The organism is Acidipropionibacterium jensenii DSM 20535, from assembly GCF_000425285.1.
GTDB lineage: Bacteria > Actinomycetota > Actinomycetes > Propionibacteriales > Propionibacteriaceae > Acidipropionibacterium > Acidipropionibacterium jensenii.
Window position 1 is genome coordinate 1 of the sequence record NZ_AUDD01000012.1, and the last position, 21253, is coordinate 21253.

Genomic DNA, 21253 nt, shown 5'->3' on the forward strand with positions numbered 1-21253 from the left:
CCGCAGCCCGACGATCCGGTGCTCGGTGCTCCGCGACAACCGGTTGGGGCTGTGAGCCGGCCGGGAGGAGTGATCGATCAGCGGCTGGCCGGCACGATAGCGATCGGCCCAGCGTTTCGCGGTGGCCGGACTCACCTGGAAGCGCTCAGCAGCCCGTCTCAGGGGCCAGCCGTCGTCGACGATGCAGGCGGCCAGCCGGAGCCTTCCAGCGGGGGTCAGGGGTGCGTTAGCGTGGGTCACAGAGGCCTCCGGTTCCTGGATGCGTGTGTGGTAACCCACATCCTGCCGGAGGCCTCCCCCCTCAGCTCAACTGTTCACAACGTCCCGGGGAAGTACAGCTAGACTCCCCCACACGGTGCTGCGGCAGGCGACGACGAGAGGGCTCGACGATGGGACTGCTTCCTCGAACCGCCGCCGATGACACCTCGGACCCGGGCTCCCCGAGCCTGGGGGCGACCGCGGCCAGGGGAGCTGTCTGGAGCGGCGTCAGCACGGTCATCCTGCGGTTGGGCAGCGTGCTCGTCGGGGTGGTCCTGGCCCGTATCCTCTCCCCCGACCAGTTCGGTCTGTACGCCGTCGCCCTGACCGTCCAGGGGATCCTGATGACCGTGGCGGACCTCGGACTGTCCGCCGAGATCATCCGTTCCGAGGAGCCCGAGCGGGTCGCCCCGACGGTCGCCACCTTCGGACTGATCAGCGGGACGAGCCTGACGGTGGCCACCGTCGCGCTCAGTGGACCACTGGCGACCCTGCTCGGTGACCACCGGGCGGGCAGCGCCATCGCGGTGCTGTCGCTCACGCTGCTGCTGGCAGGCGTCTCGATCGTGCCCTACGGCCTGATGCTTCGCCGGTTCCAGCAGCGCGAGCTGTTCCTCATCAGCCTGGTCGACCTCATCGTCTCCACCGCGGTGACATTCATCCTGATCGCCGCCGGGCTGGGCGTGCTCTCCCTGGCGATCGGTCGGGTGGCGGCCCAGGCGGTCTCCAGCACCCTCCAGTTCATGGCCGCAAGGGTCCGGCCGAGATTCGGTCTGGACCGCACCCGGTGGCGCGCGGTGCTGGCCTTCAGCCTGCCCATCGCCGGCGCCAACCTGTTCACCTGGATCCTGCTCAACGTCGACAATGTCGTCATCGCACGTCTGGCCGGGGCCACCGCCCTCGGCTTCTACGTGCTGGGATTCAACATCGCCAACTGGCCGATGAGCGCACTGTCGCAGATGGTCCGCTCGATCGCGATGCCCTACGTCTCCCGGGTCAAGGACTCCGCCGGGGCGCTGCCGATGCTCACCTCGGTGATCTGGGCGATGGCCCTGCCCGCCGGCGTCACCCTGGCAGCCCTCGCCGACCCTCTGGTCCACGTCATCTACGGGGCGAAGTGGGCCCCCTCGGTGCCGGTTCTCGCCGCCCTGGGCCTCTACGGCTCGCTGAGGGTGATCTTCGACCTGTTCGCCGCCTACCTGTACGCCCTGGGACGCAGCCGCGGAGTGCTGTGGCTCCAGGTGCTCACCATCGTGGTGCTCACCACGGGAATGATCCTCATGACGACCCGGCACGGCATCGTGGGTGCCGCATGGGTCCATGTCGGCGCCTCGGTGATCTTCATCCTGCCCGGCTATCTGGGGATCATCCGCGCCACCGGCGTCCGACTGGGCGCCCTCGCCAGGGCCTGCCTGCGCCCGACCCTCGCCACCGTGCCGGCCTGCCTGGCCGCACTGGCGGCCTGCCACCTCATCAGCGCCCCCGTGATCGCCCTGCTGGTGGGAGGAGCCGGCGCGGTCGCGGTCTATCTGGCGGTGATGGGACGGTGGCTGCTGGCCCGCGTCCGCCAGGTCCGCGGGCCCCAGGCCGGTTAGCCTCCGTAGACCTCCTCCTCGAGGATGCGCACGACATCGGCCTGCGCCCTGGTCCAGCCGACCTGACTCACCGAGGCGGCGATCGCGGCCTCGTCGCCGCTCGGCCGTTCATAGGCCTGGCCGAGTGCCTCGGCCAGGCATGCCGGGTTGGGGGCGGCCCACCTGACATGGTCATTGGTGAGGATCGCCCGGGCGTCGGGCTCGTCGTTGGCGACCGCCACGACGCCGGCTGCCAGCATCTCCTCGGGCACCAGGGAGATGTTGGTGAAGGACATCGCCAGACCGACCCGGCATGAGTTGTACAGCTCGTTCAACTCTACCGGTGTCAGTCGACCGTGCTGGGTTGCGGGGAAGGGCAGGTCGGCCACCGTCTCACCGTAGTAGTGGATGTCGGCCTCGGGATGGGCCCGGTGGAACCGTTCCAGGGCCATCCGCGCCAACCAGTACCCCCGCCTCGGCACGTCGGGCTTGGCATAGAGGACGACGCCAGTACGGGGACGCGGGTCCAGCAGTCGGTAGACGGTGGTGTCGCACCCGAACTCGGTGACATCGGGTTCGATGCCGATCTCCGAGCGCAGCAGCCGGGCGACCATCGCTCCCAGGGCGATGCAGCGGAATCCGAACCGGTAGGTGTCCTCGGCCAGCGAGTAGAGAGATCCCCTGGGGTAGAAGTAGGGCTCGAAGTCCTGGATGAAGTACAACCGGCGCATCGCCTCGGTCCCCCGGGTGGCCAGCACGTGGGCCGACTCCCAGGAGGAGGCGACGCAGGCGTCGACCCCGCTGATCCCGTCCTCGACACTGCGCACTGTGGCGCGCACGCCGGGCCACCACTGGCGGATCACGGCCTCCTGCTGGGCGAGGTCCCCGCCGTAGCGGTCGTAGAGGAAGAGGGTGCAGTGGTGGCCGGCGCGCTCGGTCGCCTCGACCATCCGCAGCAGGGTGGTGTGCCCTCCCGACCCGGCGGCCGGCGGGGTGGTCACCCATCCCACCTCCATCGGGCGGTCCCGGGACGGCCGCTCGGCGGGCACCTGAAGATCCAGCGCGGTGGGATCTGCGATGTCGGCATTGAGCAGCGGTTCGTCCAGCACCGCCGCCCCCAGAGAACGGTAGGCCGCCCGCACCCCGCGACGGGCCAGACCGATCGGCCCCTCCTGGCGCAACACCCTGGCGGCTCTGCCGGCCCTGCTCACGAGTTTCCCACCGGCCCCGGAGAGCTCGCGCACGGCGCTCATCCCAGGCTCCCCAGGTCGAACCGGCCCACGGCCAGGAGTGTCGAAGTCATGTCCGTCATTCTTCCCCATGGCCGGTGGGCGGACCGGCGAAACGGGGAACTCCCGAACCCGTGGAGGCCGCTTGTCGGCCTCTCAGCCTTCGGTTCCCGACCGCCTGGACCCGGCGTGATTGTTGGCCAGGGTCAGCAGGATCGTGACCCCCAGGCCGGCCAGGAAGACCAGCACCGACCACAGGCTGCGGGCCAGCCCCATCGTCACCACGCCGAAGGACAGCACCGCCGACCACAGGTACATCAGCAGCACGGCGCGCACATGGGAGTGGCCACGGGCCAGCAGCCGATGGTGAAGATGCTTCTTGTCGGCGACGAAGAACCAGGTGCCGTGCAGGGTGCGCCGGACATAACCCATCACCAGGTCCAGCAGCGGAAGGCAGAGGATCACCACCGGCAGGATGATCGGCAGCGAGGCCGGGACCAGGCCGCCGTCACTGGCCACCAGTGCACTGGAGTCCACCTGACCGGTCAGCGAAATGGTCGATGAGGCCAGCAGCAGACCGAGCAGCAGGGCTCCCGAGTCACCCATGAACATCCGGGCGGGATGCCAGTTGTGGGGCAGGAAGCCCAGGCACGCGCCCGCGGTCACCGCGGTGATGAGGGAGGCCGTGGTGGCGACCACGAAGTCCTGCTCGTAGGCCAGCAGATACGTGTACACGAAGAATGCCAGCGAGCCGATCGCCACCACCCCCGACGCCAGTCCGTCCAGCCCGTCGACGAAGTTCACGGCGTTGGCGCACAGCACGATGATGAGCACCGTCACCAGGATCGAGGTGGGTGTCCCCAAGGCGATGATCGAGTTCGGCAGCGGGATCCAGAACAGGCGCACCCCACCGGTCACCACGATCCCGGCCGCCAGGACCTGACCGGCCGCCTTCGCCAGGGCGGGCAGATCGAGGATGTCGTCGACCACCCCGACGGCGCAGATCGTCATCCCGGCGATGCAGATGGTGAACGCGTCGTCGCCGACCAGAGGGTGGCGTCCGAGGAAGGGCAGGTTGTCGGCCAGCAGGCACGACAGGGCCACCCCTCCCAGCATCGCCACCCCGCCGAAGTACGGGATGGGGACGGTGTGCACGTCGCGCGATCGCACCGGCGCGACCGCTCCGACGCGCAGCGCCACCTGCCGGCACAGGCCGGCAAGCAGGTAGGTGGTCAGCCCGGAGACGAGCATGACCAGCAGATACTCGCGCATCTACTCGGTCGAGCCGGTGGGCTGGTCGGTGGTGACCGGGTCGGCGTCCTGGCTCGGCCCGTCAGCGGGTTCCGGGTCGGTCTCCGGTGCCGGGTCCGGCGTCTCGGGCTGGGCGAGGGGGACGACATCGGGTGCGATGAGGTGGATGTCCTCGATGGACAGCGCGCCCTGGCGCAGCACCTTTCCCTCGTCACCGGAGGCGAAGTCGATGATCGTCGAGGCCTCCCCGATGCGCGAGGGGCCACCATCGAGGTAGAGAGCCACCGAGATGCCGAGCTGGTCGGCGGCGTTCTGAGCGGTCAGCGCCGCGGGTGACCCGGACTTGTTGGCGCTGCTGACCGCCAGCGGTCCGGTGATGCGCAGCAGCTGGCGGGTCGCGTCCTGGTCGGGGACCCGCACCGCGATGGTCCCGTTGGTCTCACCCAGGTCCATCGTGAGGTCCTGCTGGGCATGGAAGATGAGGGTCAACCCGCCCGGCCAGTGGGCGTCGGCAAGAGCCTTCGCCGCATCGGGCACCCGGTCGCACAGCGCCGGCAGCACGGCGGCGTCGCCGATGAGGACCGGCGGGGGCATGTCGCGTCCGCGACCCTTGGCCATCAGCAGCCGCTGGACGGCTATCGGATCCAGCGCGTCCGCGCCGATCCCGTAGACGGTGTCGGTCGGCAGCACGACGCACTCCCCCTCCTTGAGCAGGGCGGCCGCGCGTCGCAGCGCCTCCGGCCGCTGCTGAGGGTCGGTGATGTCGACGATCTCCGGGGTCAGGCCCGGCTCGAGATCCTGCTGGGGCGACTCCGATCCTGTCGGGTCGGAGTCGATGTGTTCGCTCGCATCCATGCCTGTCATCCTTCCACCACTTCGCCCTCATCCCGGCGGACGGCCGTGACGAAGCGCGACCGTCCGGTCAGATCGGCGTGATCGCGGATCCGGTCCCAGTGCCCGTCCGCGGTCAGCAGGGCGGGCAGACTGTGCTGCTGGCTGGGATCGTGCTCCATCACCAGGATCCCGCCGGCCCGAAGCAGCCGAGCGGCTCGCGGAACCAGGTCCCTGACCAGATCCAGCCCGTCCGCCCCGGAGAACAACGCGGATCCCGGTTCGTTGGCCAGCACCTCGTCCTGGACCTCGTCGGCCAGGGCCTCGGGCAGGTAGGGGGGGTTGGTCATCACGACGTCGACCCGGCCGTCCATCCCGGCGGGAACCGTCCGGGCATCTCCGGGGTGCAGCTGGACGCCGGTTCCCAACAGGTTGCGTCTGGCCCATCGCAGGGCCTCGGGCTCGAGCTCCACGGCGTGCACCCGGGCGGTGGGCACCTCGCAGACCAGTGACGCGGCCATCGCCCCCGAGCCGGTGCACAGATCGACCACCACCGGGCGGATGCCCCGGGCCACCAGGTCTCGACAGGCCTGGACCGCCTCGCCCACCACCAGTTCCGTCTCCGGGCGCGGGATGAGGACCCCGGGCCCGACGGCCAGGCGCACCGACCGGAACCAGGCGCGACCGGTGAGGTACTGGGCGGGACGCCCGGCGGCGCAGGCGTCGATCAGGTCGCGGTACCGCTGCTCCTGATCGGGGCCCGGGTCCGGGCAGAGAATCAGCCTGGCGGGTTCGACATCCAGGGCGTGGCACAGCAGGATCCGTGCCGTCGCGGCCGCAGACTCGTCTCCGGCCCGAGCCAGGCGTTGCGAGCCCTGGCCGAGCAGCCCGGAGAGGCCGGGACGCCGACGGTCCGCGGGGCGGGAGGTCAACGGTTCTCCCGACGCACGGCCGTCATCCGCCGGGAGACCTCATCGGCGTGCAGGGCCGCCTCCAACTCGTCCAGTCGCCCGTTCAGGATCTCGTCGAGGCGATGGGACTTGAAGCCGATCCGGTGGTCGGTGAGTCGGTTCTCCGGGAAGTTGTAGGTGCGGATGCGTGCCGAGCGGTCCACCGAGCGCACCTGTTCGCGACGCATCCGGGTGCTCTCGTCGGCGGCCTCCTCGGCGGCCAGGGCCATCAGGTTGGCCCTCAGCAGGCGCATCGCCTGCTCCTTGTTCTGGAGCTGGCTGCGCTCGTTCTGACAACTCACCACGATCCCGGTGGGGATGTGGGTGAGGCGGACCGCGGAGTCGGTGGTGTTGACCCCCTGGCCGCCGGGGCCCGAGGAGCGGAACACGTCGACCCGGATGTCTACGGGGTCCAGATCGACCTGACCGGCGTCGACATCGGGCATCACCAGCACCCCGACCGCCGAGGTGTGCACCCTGCCCTGGGACTCGGTGACCGGGATCCGCTGCACCCGGTGCACCCCGGCCTCGAACTTGAGGGTGCCGTAGGCCGGTCTGTCGGCGGTGCCCCGGACGGCGACCGTCACGGAGCGGTAGCCCCCCAGATCGGTGAGCTGGGCGTCCAGGATCTCCAGTCGCCACCCGAGGGACTCGCCGTAGTGCTGGTACATCCTCAGCAGATCGGCGGCGAACAGGGCGGACTCCTCACCGCCCTCGCCCGAGTGGATCTCCAGCAGCGCGTCCTCGTCGTCGATCGGGTCGGAGGGGATGAGCAGCTCGGTGAGCTCGGCCCGCCCCCGGGCCAGGTCGGCGGCCAGCCGGTCGTGCTCGGCGGCGAAGCTGTCGTCCTCGGCGGCCAGTTCGGCCGCCGCGGCGGTGTCATCGGCCAGTGCGGAGACGGCGTCGGCGTGGCTGAGCACCCTGCTGAGTCTGGCCCTCTCCCGGGACAGCCGTCGGACCGCCGAGGGGTCGGCGATCACGCTCGGGGTCGACAGGGCGGAGTCGATCTCGCTCCGCCGGGTCCGCATCTGGTCGACGACCTCGTGCTCCGCCAGGACCGCTGGGACGGTCGGGCCGTTCCCCGACTGTGATGACGGGGCCGACTGTGATGACGACAATGCACGCATCTCCTCGATGCCGGTGATGACATGACAGGACGCCGGGCGGTGCGCCCGGCGTCCTCAGTTCCGCACGGCGGACCCGGTCTCCCGAGAACCCGGCTCAGTGCTGTGCCGCAACCTTGCCGTAGCGGCGCTGGAAACGGGCCACCCGGCCACCGGTGTCCAGAATCTTCTGCTTGCCCGTGTAGAAGGGATGGCACGTGGCGCACACATCGGCGCTCAGGGTGCCCGTGGGGGCCGTGCTGCGCGTGGTGAAGGTGTTGCCACAGGTGCACACGACCGTGGTCTGGTGGTACTGGGGGTGGGTATCCTGCTTCATCGAGAAACTCCTTGACTCGTCACGGTGCCGGGTCGCCGAGGAGCAGATCTCCGGGGCGTGAACCGGCAGCGGCGCACCATTGTTCCCCATCGACCCACCCCGATCAAGTCTCGGAAGAGTCCGAGGACGGCTGCCCGGCGGGTCTCCTCCCCGCGGGGAGGAGACCCGCAGGGACTCAGTCGGATCCGGGGGTGGTCTTGGCGATCGTGAACAGGAATTCCGTGTTGGTCTGCGTCTTGCGCAGCTTGGACAGCAGCATCTCCAGGGCCTGGGAACCGTCCAGACCCGAGAGCACTCGACGCAGCTTCCACATGATCGCGGTCTCCTCGCGGGACAGCAGCAGCTCCTCGCGACGGGTACCGGAGGCGTCGACGTCGATAGCGGGGAAGAGCCGCTTGTTGGCGAACTCGCGGCGCAGCCGCAGCTCGGAGTTGCCGGTGCCCTTGAACTCCTCGAAGATCACCTCATCCATCTTGGAGCCGGTCTCCACCAGGGCGGTGGCCAGAATGGTGAGCGACCCGCCGTCCTCGATGTTGCGGGCGGCGCCGAAGAACCTCTTCGGCGGGTAGAGGGCCGCCGAGTCGACGCCGCCGGACAGGATCCGGCCCGAGGCCGGGGCCGCCAGGTTGTAGGCGCGTCCCAGCCGGGTGATCCCGTCCAGCAGGATGACGACGTCGTGGCCGAGCTCCACCAGCCGCTTGGCGCGCTCGATGGCCAGCTCGGCGAGCTGGGTGTGGTCATCGGCCGGGCGGTCGAAGGTCGAGGCGATGACCTCCCCCGAGACGGTCCGCTGGAAGTCGGTGACCTCCTCGGGACGCTCGTCGACCAGGACGACCATGAGGTGGACCTCGGGGTTGTTCTGGGTGATGGAGTTCGCGATGGACTGCATGATCATCGTCTTGCCGGCCTTCGGCGGGGAGACGATGAGACCGCGCTGACCCTTGCCGATCGGGCTGACCAGGTCGATGATCCGGCCGGTCATGTTCTTCGCGTCGGTCTCCAGCCGCAGCCTCTCCTGAGGGTAGAGAGGGGTGAGCCGGGAGAACTCTGCGCGGCTGCGCATCTGCTCGGGGTCGGCGCCGTTGACGGTGTCGAGACGGACCAGAGGGGCGAACTTCTCGCGCCTCTCCCCCTCTCGCTTGGCGCGCATCGCGCCGGTGATGACGTCTCCCTTGCGCAGCCCCTGCTTGCGCACCAGGTTCATCGCCACATAGGCGTCGCTGGGACCGGGCAGGTAGCCGCTGGTCCGCACGAAGGCGTACTGGTCGCGGATGTCGAGGATTCCGGAGCACGGGACGAGGACGTCGTCCTCGCGGACGCTGAGTTCAGGCTCGTTGCCGCCGCCGTGGTCCCCGCCGCGCTTGCGCCTGTTCTGACGATCGCGCTGGCGGCGCCGACGAGAGCGCCGACCGCCGTTGTAGTCATCCTCGCCCGACGATGTCACAGACGACTCCTGATGCTCGTGCTCGGCGGTGTCCTGGTGGCCGCCCTGATGATGGGACAGGGCGTCCAGGCGGGCCCCCACCTCGTCGCTCACCTGGCTGGTGGACAGCTCCGGACCGTCCTCCTGAGCCGTCCGCTGGGGGTTTGCCCGGCGGCGCCGGGACCGCTCCTCACCACGGTTCTGGCCGTTCTGGGACTGCCGGTCCTGATGACGCTCCGAACGACCCTGCTCGGAGCGGTTCTGCTCAGGACGGTTCTGGTCCCGCGAACGGCGCTGATCGGAACGGGGCCGCTCGGCCCTGCTCTGATCGTCCCTGCTCTGGTCGTCCCTGTTCTGATCGGCCGTGTTCTGATCGGCCGTGTTCTGGTCGGGGCGGGACTGATCCTCGGAGCGGCGCTGGCCGCCCTCCCGACCACGACGCCGACGCGGTGCCTGCTCGACGCCACTGGCCTGCTCGACGCTGCCGGCCTGGTCGTTCGAGGCCTGGTCGGCGCTCGACGGAGCGCTGCCGGACTCGTGGCCGCCGGCGGCCTTCGCGCTGGCGGGGGCGGCGGTGGAGCCGGCGGAGGCCGGGGAGAACCCGCCCTCCCTGATCGCTACGACCAGGTCGGCCTTGCGCATCGTGCGGGCTCCCTTGATGCCCATCTGGGACCCGATCGCGCGCAGCTCCGGCAGGAGTCTGGCCGACAGGTCGGTGCCCTGGGACGCCCCGGTCGAGGCGGCCCCGTGTGTGGACTGTGTCACGTATTTCCCTTCGAACTGCCCGGACCCGGGATGATCCGCCCGGGAGGCAGGAATGTCTGATGGCCAGGCATCTCACCTCTCGCCCATTCATGGACCGAGAGGGAGGCTGTCTGCCGAGAAGGACCCCGGTGATGGTGGCGGGAGCACACTGTGCTGCGCTGTACTGCTGCAACGTCATGGCTGTCCTGAGCGCCCGGCATCACACCGTGCCGAACAGAACATCCGCGCAGAGAGTCTCGCGCATCATGTTGGGGGGAAACGCGTCGGTGACGCGTTGCCGACCACTATAGCAGTGGTTCCCGGGGTTGCGGGAATGGCGGCTGCTCCTGGCCGGCCCGTTTCTCGGGCGCCAGAAGCCGGGCTCCGCCGGCCAGTTCGAGATCCAGCACCAGGAAGCCGTCGGCCTCGATCTCGTCGGCTCCCGACAGCATCTCGGAGGTCCCCAGTGCCAGCACCGTCGGGCCCGCCCCTGAGATCACGGCGGGAACACCGGCCCGCCGGAGCCGGTCGATCAGCGCTCCGGACTCGGGCATCAGGGGACGCCGGTAGGGCTGGTGGATCCAGTCCTGGGTGGCGGCCAGCAGGCGATCGGGTGCGCTTGTGAGAGCCGTCACCAGCAGGGTGGAGGCGAGCACCTGGTGGACGGCGTCACTGCGAGGAATCATCTTCGGCAGCACGTGGCGGGCCAGCGCGGTGGGCACGTGCCGGTTGGGCACATAGGCGCGGAACCGGATCGCGGGGTGGACGTCCAGGCCGATGTGGTGCACCTCGCCGTCCTGCAACCAGGCGACCTGGGCACCGCCGAGGATGGCCGGTGCGGCATTGTCGGGATGCCCCTCGATGGCGGTGGCCATGGTGAGGAGGTGGTCGCGGTCCAGCGGCTCGCCGGGACGCGCCAGCCCCCACGCCAGGCACAGGCCCGAGACGATCGCCGAGGCCGAGGAGCCCAGGCCACGGCTCTGGGGGGTGTGATTGCGGGCCGACAGCTCCAGGCCGATGTCGGGATGCGGATGGCCCAGGTCGACCAGTCCCTGACGCAGGGTTGCCACCACGAGGTGGGACTCGTCACGGGGGACGGTGTCGTGGCCCTCCCCCGCCACCTGGATGAGCAGTCCGGGCTGCTCCCGGGTGGTGACCGTCACGTGGTCCCACATGCTCAGGCTGACACCCATGCAGTCGAACCCCGGTCCGAGGTTCGCCGAGGTGGCGGGAACCTGGACGCTGACCCGTTGTCCGGCGCCGATCATCGGCTCACATCCCCTCCACCCGGATGAACCGGGGGTCGCCGTTGACGATGGGCGACTGGCTCAGCTCGGCCAGGCAGGCCTCGAAGTCGGACTCGCGGGTGCGGTGGACCACCATCCGGAGGCTGGCCGACCAGCCGTCCTCCTTGGAGGCCCCCTCCAGAGCGGACTGCTGGACGGTCTGGAGAGAGACCCCGTGCCGGGCGAAGACCGAGGCGACCTGGGAGAGGATGCCCGGTTGGTCGCGCACCTGGATGCTCAGGTGGAAGCGGGTGTGCACGGTGCCGATACCGGCCACCGGGACGTCTCCGAAGATCGACTGGGGCGGACCGGCCACTCCGCGGGTGCGGTTGCGGGCCACCGTGACCAGATCACCCATGATCGCCGAGGCGGTCGGGGATCCACCGGCACCGGGCCCCATGAACATCAGGTGGCCCGCCTCCCGGGCCTCCACGAAGATGGCGTTGTTGGCCCCGCGGATGACTCCCAGCGGATGGTCCTCGGGCACCAGGGCGGGGTGCACCCGCGCCGAGACCCCTTCCGGTTCCATCTCGCAGATCGCCAGCAGTTTGATGACACAGCCCATTCCCCGAGCGGCACGGATGTCCTCGGGGGTGATGTCGGTGATCCCCTCGCGGTACACCTGACTGCCGCGGATCCTGGTGTGGAAGGCCAGCGAGGCGAGGATCGCGGCCTTGGCGGCCGCGTCGAACCCCTCGACATCGGCGGTCGGGTCGGACTCGGCGAAGCCCAGCCGCTGCGCCTCGGCGAGGGCCCGGTCGAACCCGACTCCCTCGGTCGTCATCTTGTCCAGGATGTAGTTCGTGGTGCCGTTGACGATCCCCATCACCCGACGGATCTCGTCACCGACCAGGGACTCCCTCAGCGGTCGCACGATCGGAATGGCTCCGGCCACCGCCGCCTCGTAGTAGACGTCGACGCCGTGGGCGTCCGCGGCGGCGTAGATCTCGTGTCCGTGGGCGGCCAGCAGCGCCTTGTTGGCGGTGACCACCGAGGAGCCGTGCTCGATCGCGGACATGATGAGGTGGTAGGCGGGCTCGATTCCGCCGATCACCTCGATGATGATGTCGATGTCGTCGCGGGCGACCAGGGCCTGCGCATCGGCGGTGAACAGATCCTGGGGCAGGCGGGCGCGGGGCCGGTCGGGATGCGCCACGGCGATCCCGGCCAGTTCGACGGGGCGTCCGACGCGGGCGCGGACGTCGTCGGCACCCGACAGGATCATCCTGGCCACCTGCGAGCCGACCACTCCGCAGCCGAGCAGACCGACCCGCAGCGGAGTGCTGGACTCGGTGGTCTGGTCGCCTGCCTGGGTGGACGCGGGGCCCTGATGGGCGCTGGTGGGGGTCATGTGTGCTGGTCCTTCAACTCGAGTCATCGGGTACTGGTGGGTGTCCGACGGGGTGCTGGTGCGCCGCGGTCGCCGCGGCGCCTGCTGTGCTGGTCGGTCACTGCGGGATGGTGCCCACGACCTGGCCCTGGTCCAGACCGACCAGGTCGTCGAGGGTCTCCCGACGCAGCAGCGTCGTCCATTGTGCCTGATCCACGGCCACCACGGGGGGACGCGGCACGTGGTTGTAGTTGCTGGCCATGGACCGCGAGTAGGCGCCCGATGCGGGCACCGCGATGAGGTCTCCGGGGTGGATGTCGGCGGGCAGGTACTCGTCGCGGACCAGGATGTCGCCCCCCTCGCAGTGCTTGCCGACCACCCGGCACAGCGCCCCGACCTCGGCGGAGGTGCGATTGGCCAGGGTGGCGGAGTACTCGGCCCCGTAGAGGGCGGGCCGGATGTTGTCGCTCATCCCGCCGTCCACCGACACGTAGACCCGCTGGGCCCCGCCGTCCAGGTCCACCGGCTTGACGGTGCCCACCTCGTAGACGGCCATCCCGGCCGGTCCGACGATGGCCCGGCCCGGTTCCAGGGAGACATGGGGGGCGGGCATCTGGTGGGCCCTGGCCTCGGTCTCGACGATGTCCCGCAGGTCGGTCGCCAGGTCCTCCGGGGAGGAGGGCGAGTCCTGGGAGGTGTAGGCGATCCCGAAGCCACCGCCGAGATCGAGCTCGGACAGCACGATCCCGGTGGCCTGCTGGAACTGGGAGAGCAGTTTCATGGTGCGCCGGGCCGCGACCTCGAAGCCGCCGGTGTCGAAGATCTGGGAGCCGATGTGCGAGTGGATCCCCAGCAGATCGATGACGGGGCTGGCGTGGCAGCGCACCATGGCCACCATGGCGGCGCCATTGGTGATCGAGAAGCCGAACTTCTGGTCCTCGTGAGCGGTGGCGATGTACTCGTGGGTGTGCGCCTCCACACCGGGGGTGACCCGCACCATCACCCGTGCCCTCACCTCGTGGCGGCGGCACAGCTCCTCGATGCGATCGATCTCGTCGAGGGAGTCGACGATGATCCGCCCCACCCCGGAGCGCAGGGCCATCTCCAGCTCCCGGCGCGACTTGTTGTTGCCGTGCATCCCGATCCGGGCGGGATCGAACCCGCCCTCGAGGGCCACCCGGAGCTCACCCTCGGTGCACACGTCCAGGAAGAGTCCCTCCTCGTGCACCCAGCCCGCGATGGTGCGGGTGAGGAAGGCCTTGCCGGCGTAGTAGACGTCCCACCCGGCGAAGGCGGACCGGAAGGCCCGGGCTCGCTGCCGGAAGTCCTGCTCGTCGATGACGTAGACCGGGGTACCGACCTCGTCGACGAGGGTGCGCACATCGATGCCGCCGACCTCCAGAGCGCCGTCGGGACGCCGTCGCACCGTGGAGCTCCACAGCGCGGGATCGAGTGCGTTGACATCGGTCGGGACGGAGAGCCACTGGGGAGCGGCTGCGGCGACGTCGGCGTGGACCGAGCCGGCCACGTGCATGTGGGTCATGGCACTAGCCTGCCATTCCCGGCGTCGCGCCTGCTCGGGGGTCCATCCCCGGAGACGGTGCGCAGGGGTCAGATTGCCGCCTGCGGCCCGCAGGCGCTAGAGTCTGTTTCTGGCCCGCCGATGTGGGCCCGGCCCCCGTAGCTCAGGGGATAGAGCACCGCCCTCCGGAGGCGGGAGCGCGCGTTCGAATCGCGCCGGGGGCGCAGTACGGAAGAACCTGCCGGTCTGTCGCTGTGCGAGGCTGGGGTCATGACCAATTCAGAGGTTGTGCCACCCGAGGTCACCGAGAAGCTCCGAGCCATCCTCACCGAGGCCGGAGTCAGCGACAACAAGAAGCTCGTGAGACGCCTCCTGGAGACCGGAATAGGTCTGGGAGTCGATCGCACCACTCGCCTCGACCTCAAGATCGCCAGTGCCGCCCTCACCGAGATGCGGGACGCGTTCGCACTGTTCGCCCCTTTCGCCCGGACCCCGAAGGTCACGATCTTCGGATCGGCGCGCGCCAGGCCGGACAGCCCGGCGTACCAGCAGACCAGGCACGTCTCCGCCGCCCTCGCGGAGCGCGGTTGGATGGTCGTCACCGGTGCCGGACCGGGAATCATGCAGGCCGCCGCAGAGGGAGCGGGGTCCCGAAGTTCCTTGGGCGTGTCCATCCGTCTGCCCTTCGAGGAGAAGCCCAACTCCTCGATCGAGGGCAGTCGCAATGTCGCGATGAAGTACTTCTTCACCCGCAAGTTGATGCTGGTCAAGGAGTCGCACGGATTCGTCTACGTGCCCGGCGGGTTCGGAACTCTCGACGAGCTGTTCGAGCTGCTCACCCTCCAGCAGACCGGAAAGGCCGAACCCACTCCCATCGTCCTTCTCGACGAGCCCGGTGGGCGGCTGTGGCACGGCCTGCGCGACTTCGCCGAGGGACAGCTGCTGCCCGCCGGGGTGATCTCCCCCGACGACTTCGACCGCGTCCTGCTCACCGACTCGGTGACCGCCGCCGCCGACGAGATCACCGGCTTCTGGCGCAACTACGACTCCCTGCGATGGGCGGACGACCGGCTCGTGCTGCGACTGAGGGCCGAGCCGACCGCCGCCGAGATCGCCGACCTGGACGAGCGGTTCGGCGACCTGCTGACATCCGGCGGATTCCGCTCCCGCGGTCCACTGCACCGCGAGATCAGGGACGACGATCACCTCGGCCTGCCGCGTCTGGTCTGCCGTTTCGACCCCTTCAAGGTCGGCTCGCTGTACCGACTCATCCGCGCCCTCAACAACCTGGACAGCGCACCGGACGCCGCGCGTCCCGAGCAGCTGCACTGATGACGGTCCCGTTGCGCTGACGACGGCCCCGTCGCGTCCCACCGTGCCGGGCCCCGCCCCGAGCTCCTGCGTCTATTCCCGCCCCGAGCGCTGGCACAGTGCCGTCACAGCGGCCGGCCGGTAAGGTCGGGGGTCGTGTCCGACCACCCGGTGAAGCAATCAGTCAACCGTGCCCGCGCCCAGTTCCTGGCCGGATCCGCGGTGACGGCCCTGTGGATCATCACCCGACTGCTGATGCTGCGGGTGTTCACTCTGCCCAACAGCAGCTACATCACCGGCGACGTCAAGTACTACCGGTGGTGGCTGACCTCCAGCCGGATGCCGATCGAACAGGTGATGCGCGAGTACCCGGTGCCGGTCGTGTGGGGGATGAAGGTCCTTGCATGGGCCTCGGACAGCGCCCAGGAGAGCTACTTCATACCCCTCTTCGCCGCCACCATGATCACCGTGGACGCCGTCATGACGATGTCCCTGTGGCACAGCGGGCACCGTGTCGGCACGGTGTGGTGGATCCTCTTCGTGATGGCGATGGGACCCCTGATGTGGTTCCGCTTCGACATGGTCCCCGCCGTGTGCATCGGACTGGCCGTGCTGTGGTTCCACCGTCACCCGGGCGCCTGCGGGGTGGCCGTGGCGGTCGGCGCGGCCATCAAGCTGTGGCCGGCCCTGCTCATCCTGCCGATGATCGGACGCAGCCGGCTGGCGGTGCGTCGCCTGGTCACCTTCGCCGTCACCGGTGGCGGCCTGGCCCTGGCCTCGCTGCTGCTGACCGGCTGGACGCGCACCGTCTCTCCCCTGAGCTGGCAGTCCGATCGCGGCCTTCAGGTCGAGGCGGTGCCGGCCACCATCCCGATGATCCGGCACGCGCTCTCCCATGGCGCCCAGTACCTGGTGGGGATGTCCCCGTTCAACGCCTATGAGATCAGCGGACCCGGTGTCGACACCTGGGTCGCGGTCTCCTCGGTGCTGATGATGATCGCGGTGGCGGCCGCCGCGATGATCGGATGGCTCACCTGGCGGCGCGGTGGACTCGGCCACCGCCAGGCGATCCTGGCGGCGACGGTCATCATCGGCGCCCTGATCGTGAGCAACAAGACCCTGTCGCCCCAGTACTTCGTGTGGTGGGGGGCACCGGTCGCGGTGATGCTCGACCGCCTGCCCGGCGAGTCGGACCGACCGGGTCGGGCACCGGCACGGCTGGGACCCCTGACCCTGATGATCGCCGGGGCGCTGTTCGTCACCGCCGTGCTCACCCAGTGCATCTACCCGTTGAGCTACGGACAGATCATCTCCCCCGTACCCACCAGCTGGGGAATCCTCCTGCTCACCACCCGCAACGCCATGTCGATCCTCACCCTCGGACTGTGCGTGTGGGCACTGGTCGTCTCGCTGCGGACCGGGGACGGACACCCCCGCAGCTCATCGGCGATCTCGCCCCTGGTGAAACTCCGCCGGGTTGCCGAGACTCGCTAGCATCATGACAAGGACGGCCCCTGCACCGGGGTCACGAGCAATGGCGCTGGACAGGGCGAACTGCACCCCAGTGCCGTGATCGACCACGGAAGAAGGCGCAGAGGTGGCATCAGGTACTGCCGGACACACCAGCTCCCCGACCAGTGCGGAGTTCGGGGCCAATGACTGGCTGATAGACGAGATGCGCGAGCAGTTCCAACGGGACCCCGACTCGGTCGGTCCCGAGTGGGTCACCTTCTTCCAGGCCGAGGAGAGGACGTCGGCCCCCCGCAGCCCCGAGACGCCGCGAGCCCCGGAGTCCGCCGCCCCGGCCCCCCGCGAGGCAGACCCGGTCCCGCAACCGGACCCCACCGCGACGACGACCCCGCCCCAGCCCCGACGCGCTCAGCGGGAGGAACCCTCGGCTCCCCCGGCCGAACCGGCCCCGAGGGCCTCGGCCGCACCCTCCCCCGCCCCGTCAGCCCCGTCTCCCGCCCCGTCAACTCCGGCAGGCGCCCCGCACCGGGCGCCGGTGTCGGCGGACCAGCCGGTCCACGAGCCGCCCGCCGCAGCCCCGGCGGAGCCCCGCACCGAACGGTTGCGCGGCGCCCCGATGCGCACCGCCAAGAACATGGAGACCTCGCTGTCGATGCCGACAGCGACCTCGGTCCGCGACATCCCGATGAAGCTGGTCATCGAGAACCGCCTGATGATCAACCGTTTCCTGAGCCAGAACAAGGGCGGCAAGGTCTCCTTCACCCACATTCTCGGCTTCGCGATGGTCCGGGCCCTCAAGGACGTCCCGGCGATGAACAATGCCTACGCCGAGATCGACGGCAAGCCCCACATCATCGAGAACCCCTCGGTCAATCTCGGGCTGGCGATCGACGTGGTCGGTGCCGACGGCACCCGCAAGCTCGTGGTGCCGGCCATCAGAGCCGCCGAGGCGATGGACTTCAGCCAGTTCTGGGCGGCCTACGAGCAGATCGTCGCGAAAGGCCGCAAGAACACCCTGACCGTCGAGGACTTCAAGGGAGTCACCGCATCCCTCACCAACCCCGGCGGGATCGGCACCAACCACTCGGTGCCCCGTCTGATGCCCGGTCAGGGGATGATCCTGGGGATGGGATCGATCGACTACCCGGCCGGCTGGCAGGGCGGCAGCCCGACCCGGCTCGCCGAGCTCGGCATCTCGAAGGTGACCACCCTCACCTCGACCTACGACCACCGGATCATCCAGGGCGCCCAGTCCGGGGAGTTCCTGCGCCGCATCCACAAGCTGCTGCTGGGGGCCGACCGATTCTACGAGGAGATCTTCGAGTCCCTGCGGATCCCCTACGCGCCCGTCCAGTGGGCCCCCGACCGGATGGCCAGCCGCCCCGACCAGGTGAGCAAACAGGTCCGCGTCATCACCCTCATCGACGCCTGGCGGCAGTTCGGCCACATGTCGGCTGACCTGGACCCTCTCGAGTACAAGCCGCGGTACCACCACGACCTGATGCTCAACAGCCACGGCCTGACCCTGTGGGACCTCGACCGGTCCTTCCCGGTCAACAACTTCGGCGGCATGAAGCGCGCCAACCTCACGCTGCGCGAGATCCTGGAAATCCTGCGCGACTCCTACGCCTCCACGATGGGCATCGAGTACATGCACATCACCGACCACGAGCAGCGACGCTGGTTCCAGGACCGGTTCGAGCGGGTGCACACCCCGCTGTCGCGCGATGTGCACCTGCGGATCCTCGATCAGCTCACCGACGCCGAGGTCTTCGAGACCTTCCTGCAGACCAAGTACGTCGGCCAGAAGCGGTTCAGCCTGGAGGGCGGGGAGTCCGCCATCGTGCTGCTGGCTGCGATCTTCACCCAGGCGGCCGACCAGGGCCTCGACGAGGTGTGCATCGGCATGCCGCACCGCGGCCGGCTCAACGTTCTGGCCAACATCATCGGCAAGTCCTACGGGCAGATCTTCCGGGAGTTCGAGGGCAATGCCGAGCCCTCCAACTCCCAGGGATCGGGCGACGTCAAGTACCACCTCGGCGACGAGGGCCGGTTCACCGCCCCCTCGGGGCACAGCATCAAGGCCTCGGTGGCCGCGAACCCGAGTCACCTGGAGGCGGTCGACCCCGTTCTGGAGGGAATCTGCCGGGCCAAGCTCGACGTTCTGGCGGACTCCTCGCACTTCCCGGTGCTGCCCGTCCTGATGCACGGGGATGCCGCATTCGCCGGCCAGGGGGTGGTCTTCGAGACCCTCCAGATGAGCCAGCTGCGGCCCTACCGGACCGGCGGCACGATCCACGTGGTGGTCAACAACCAGGTGGGGTTCACCACCTCCCCGGCCGAGGGACGCACCTCCCAGTACGCCACCGGGGTGGCCAAGTCGATCGCGGCGCCGGTGATCCACGTCAACGGGGACGACCCGGCGGCCGTGGTGCGCGCCGCGCACATCGCCTTCGCCTACCGTCAGACCTTCCACGGCGACGTCGTCATCGACCTGGTCTGCTACCGGCGACGCGGTCACAACGAGGGCGACGACCCGAGCTTCACCCAGCCGCACATGTACGACCTCATCACCCAGAAGAGGTCGACCCGCAAGGTCTACACCGAGAGCCTGATCGGCCGCGGGGACATCACCCTGGAGGACGCCGACGCGGCGATGACGAGCTTCCGCAGGAAGCTCGAGACCGCCTTCGAGGAGGTTCGCAACGCCACCTCAAAGGCCCAGCCCTACGACTCGGTGCCCGACTACCCGCGCAAGAAGAACAAGGACCGGCCCACCGCCATCAGCGCCGAGATGATGGACCGGGTGGCCACCGCCCAGGAGGTGCTGCCCGCCAGCTTCACCCCGCACCCCAAGATCGCCCCCCAGCTGGCCAGGCGCGCCCGCGCGCTGCGCGGCCAGGGGCCGATCGACTGGGCCTCGGCCGAGATGCTCGCCCTGGGATCGCTGGTGGCCGAGGGGCTGCACGTGCGCCTCACCGGACAGGACTCGCGCCGGGGCACCTTCTCACAGCGGTTCGGCGCGATCGTCGACCGGGCCACCAACAAGCACTACGTGCCGGTGAACCACATCCCCGGAACCAGGAGCCACCTGGACATCTACGACTCCCCCCTCAACGAGTACGCCTCGCTGGGCTTCGAGTACGGCTACTCGGTGGCCCGGCCCGACTCCCTGGTGCTCTGGGAGGCGCAGTTCGGCGACTTCGCCAATGTCGCCCAGACCATCATCGACGAGTTCATCGCCTCGGCCGGATCCAAGTGGGGGCAGAAGTCGGGGGTGGTCCTGCTCCTGCCGCACGGCTACGAGGGTCAGGGGCCCGACCACTCCTCGGCCCGTCTGGAGAGGTTCCTCTCGCTGTGCAGCGAGGAGGCGATGGCGGTCTGCCAGCCCTCGACGGCAGCCAGCTACTTCCACCTGCTGCGCTACCACGCCTACGTGAATCTGCACCGGCCGGTGGTCATCGCGACCCCGAAGTCGATGCTGCGCAACAAGGCGGCCGCCTCCACCGTGGAGGACTTCACCGAGGGTCACTGGCGTCCGGTGATCAGCGATGAGTCGATCTCCGATCCCTCGGGTGTCCGGCAGGTCATCCTGTGCACCGGGAAGGTGCGCTGGGAGCTGGTTCGGCGTCGCGAGCAGGCCCACCTGACCGAGAAGGTGGCGATCATCTCGATGGAGCGGCTCTACCCGCTGCCGACCCGGCAGCTGGTGGAGGCATTGGCCCCCTACCGCCACGTCGACGATGTCCGATGGGTTCAGGAGGAGCCGGCGAACCAGGGCCCGTGGCCGTTCATGCAGGCCCACCTCCGCGAGGCGGTGTCCTCCCTGGAGCCGGGCCTGCTGGACACCCTCACCGTGGTGGCGAGGCCTCCGTCGGCGGCCTCGTCGGTGGGCCAGCACAGCGTGCACATGGCCGAGGAGGAGGACCTGCTGACCGCTGCCCTGGCACAGCCCTGAGCAGATCAGGTGCAGCCTGAGCAAGATCGTGCACAGCCCTGAGCAGTGGAATGAATCCCTGCTCAGGGCTGTGCGCATCCCCTTGGTGATCGGTCCACTCGGGTGACCGGCTCGGTCGCTCAGGCGGTCGGTCCGCGGTGGCCGACCGCCAGCATCACGGCCGCCAGCAGGACGACGGCGCCCAGCACCAGGAAGACCAGGAACCATGCCGGTGCACCCGAGCGGACCAGGGTGACCACCACCGCGATGTGGACCAGGGAGCTCGCGATGAGCAGCCCGTCCGCCCACCCGACGCCCCGTGCGGCGGCCCACCCGATGAGGCCGAGGATTCCGGCGTAGACCAGCAGCATCACGCCGACGCCGGCCGAGAACAGGGCGTGGCCGATGATCATCACGGCCACCGCGACGCCGGCGATCACCAGGGCCGAGAGCCAGCTGCCGAGGGCCGCCAGCAGACCCCACCCGGTGGCCGACCGCACCGAGCGGTGGACGGTGTGCCCGCCTGTTGCGCCGGGTTGAGCCACGAGCCGCCTCCTTGTGTCGGGACCTCATCCCTCGGAAAAACCCTTCCCGAACCGGTCCGCCTCGCATATCATAAGGGCGGTGTTTCGCACTGGACAGACAGTCGGGAGCCTGCACGATTGACCGCCGGCCCTGACCAGCTGTCCGCAATACG

The 21253-nt window shown here is 69.4% G+C and carries 16 protein-coding genes and 1 tRNA gene; 5 read left to right on the forward strand and 12 right to left on the reverse strand.

The window, feature by feature from the left end:
• A partial coding sequence (locus tag H590_RS15800) for a leucine zipper domain-containing protein (RefSeq protein ID WP_154655317.1) occupies nt 1-240 on the reverse strand: 240 nt, incomplete at its 3' end.
• 149 nt (nt 241-389) lie between these two features.
• On the opposite strand from H590_RS15800, the gene H590_RS15805 reads away from it, so the two are divergent.
• On the forward strand, nt 390-1853 hold the full coding sequence (locus H590_RS15805) for a lipopolysaccharide biosynthesis protein (RefSeq protein ID WP_051238344.1): 1464 nt from the start codon (nt 390-392) through the stop codon (nt 1851-1853).
• On the opposite strand, the gene H590_RS0108840 is transcribed toward H590_RS15805, so the two are convergent.
• The 10 genes from H590_RS0108840 to lysA form a co-directional block, all read right to left on the reverse strand.
• Complete coding sequence (locus H590_RS0108840; protein WP_028703271.1) at nt 1850-3085, reverse strand: rhamnosyltransferase WsaF family glycosyltransferase; 1236 nt, start codon at nt 3083-3085, stop codon at nt 1850-1852. The two genes, H590_RS15805 and H590_RS0108840, sit on opposite strands and share 4 nt — an antisense overlap.
• Nucleotides 3086-3217: 132 nt before the next feature.
• On the reverse strand, nt 3218-4333 hold the full coding sequence (locus H590_RS0108845; RefSeq protein ID WP_028703272.1) for an MraY family glycosyltransferase: 1116 nt from the start codon (nt 4331-4333) through the stop codon (nt 3218-3220).
• Nucleotides 4334-5167 carry an L-threonylcarbamoyladenylate synthase gene (locus H590_RS15810; RefSeq protein WP_414973636.1) on the reverse strand — a complete coding sequence of 278 codons (834 nt, stop codon included), beginning with the start codon at nt 5165-5167 and terminating at the stop codon, nt 4334-4336.
• 5 nt (nt 5168-5172) lie between these two features.
• Nucleotides 5173-6075 carry a peptide chain release factor N(5)-glutamine methyltransferase gene (prmC, locus tag H590_RS0108855; RefSeq protein ID WP_051238350.1) on the reverse strand — a complete coding sequence of 301 codons (903 nt, stop codon included), beginning with the start codon at nt 6073-6075 and terminating at the stop codon, nt 5173-5175.
• Complete coding sequence (gene prfA / locus H590_RS0108860) at nt 6072-7121, reverse strand: peptide chain release factor 1 (RefSeq protein WP_414973647.1); 1050 nt, start codon at nt 7119-7121, stop codon at nt 6072-6074. Before prfA ends, prmC begins: the two co-directional genes overlap by 4 nt.
• Before the next feature lie 193 nt (nt 7122-7314).
• Nucleotides 7315-7533 carry a 50S ribosomal protein L31 gene (gene rpmE, locus H590_RS0108865; protein WP_028703275.1) on the reverse strand — a complete coding sequence of 73 codons (219 nt, stop codon included), beginning with the start codon at nt 7531-7533 and terminating at the stop codon, nt 7315-7317.
• Between the two features lie 175 nt (nt 7534-7708).
• Complete coding sequence (gene rho / locus H590_RS17635) at nt 7709-9721, reverse strand: transcription termination factor Rho (protein WP_071161732.1); 2013 nt, start codon at nt 9719-9721, stop codon at nt 7709-7711.
• Nucleotides 9722-10005: 284 nt separating this feature from the next.
• Nucleotides 10006-10968 (reverse strand): homoserine kinase, encoded by a 963-nt coding sequence (gene thrB / locus H590_RS15820; RefSeq protein WP_084149393.1) that lies wholly within the window; start codon nt 10966-10968, stop codon nt 10006-10008.
• Nucleotides 10969-10972: 4 nt separating this feature from the next.
• Complete coding sequence (locus H590_RS0108880; protein WP_084149394.1) at nt 10973-12337, reverse strand: homoserine dehydrogenase; 1365 nt, start codon at nt 12335-12337, stop codon at nt 10973-10975.
• Between the two features lie 97 nt (nt 12338-12434).
• Complete coding sequence (lysA, locus tag H590_RS0108885) at nt 12435-13859, reverse strand: diaminopimelate decarboxylase (protein ID WP_028703277.1); 1425 nt, start codon at nt 13857-13859, stop codon at nt 12435-12437.
• Nucleotides 13860-13990: 131 nt separating this feature from the next.
• Here lysA and H590_RS0108890 point away from each other — a divergent pair.
• The 4 genes from H590_RS0108890 (at nt 13991) to H590_RS15830 (ending at nt 20577) form a co-directional block, all read left to right on the forward strand.
• Nucleotides 13991-14062, forward strand: a tRNA-Arg gene (locus tag H590_RS0108890).
• Between the two features lie 46 nt (nt 14063-14108).
• Nucleotides 14109-15170, forward strand: a complete 1062-nt coding sequence (locus H590_RS0108895) for an LOG family protein (RefSeq protein WP_028703278.1) — start codon at nt 14109-14111, stop codon at nt 15168-15170.
• Nucleotides 15171-15404: 234 nt separating this feature from the next.
• A complete protein-coding gene (locus tag H590_RS15825) occupies nt 15405-16643 on the forward strand; it encodes a glycosyltransferase 87 family protein (protein WP_084149403.1) in 1239 nt (412 codons plus the stop codon).
• A gap of 181 nt (nt 16644-16824) precedes the next feature.
• Nucleotides 16825-20577, forward strand: coding sequence for a multifunctional oxoglutarate decarboxylase/oxoglutarate dehydrogenase thiamine pyrophosphate-binding subunit/dihydrolipoyllysine-residue succinyltransferase subunit (locus tag H590_RS15830; protein WP_245569818.1), 3753 nt, complete (start codon nt 16825-16827; stop codon nt 20575-20577).
• A gap of 119 nt (nt 20578-20696) precedes the next feature.
• Here H590_RS15830 and H590_RS15835 read toward each other — a convergent pair whose 3' ends face one another.
• Nucleotides 20697-21101 (reverse strand): hypothetical protein, encoded by a 405-nt coding sequence (locus H590_RS15835; protein WP_051238356.1) that lies wholly within the window; start codon nt 21099-21101, stop codon nt 20697-20699.
• Nucleotides 21102-21253: the final 152 nt, after the last annotated feature.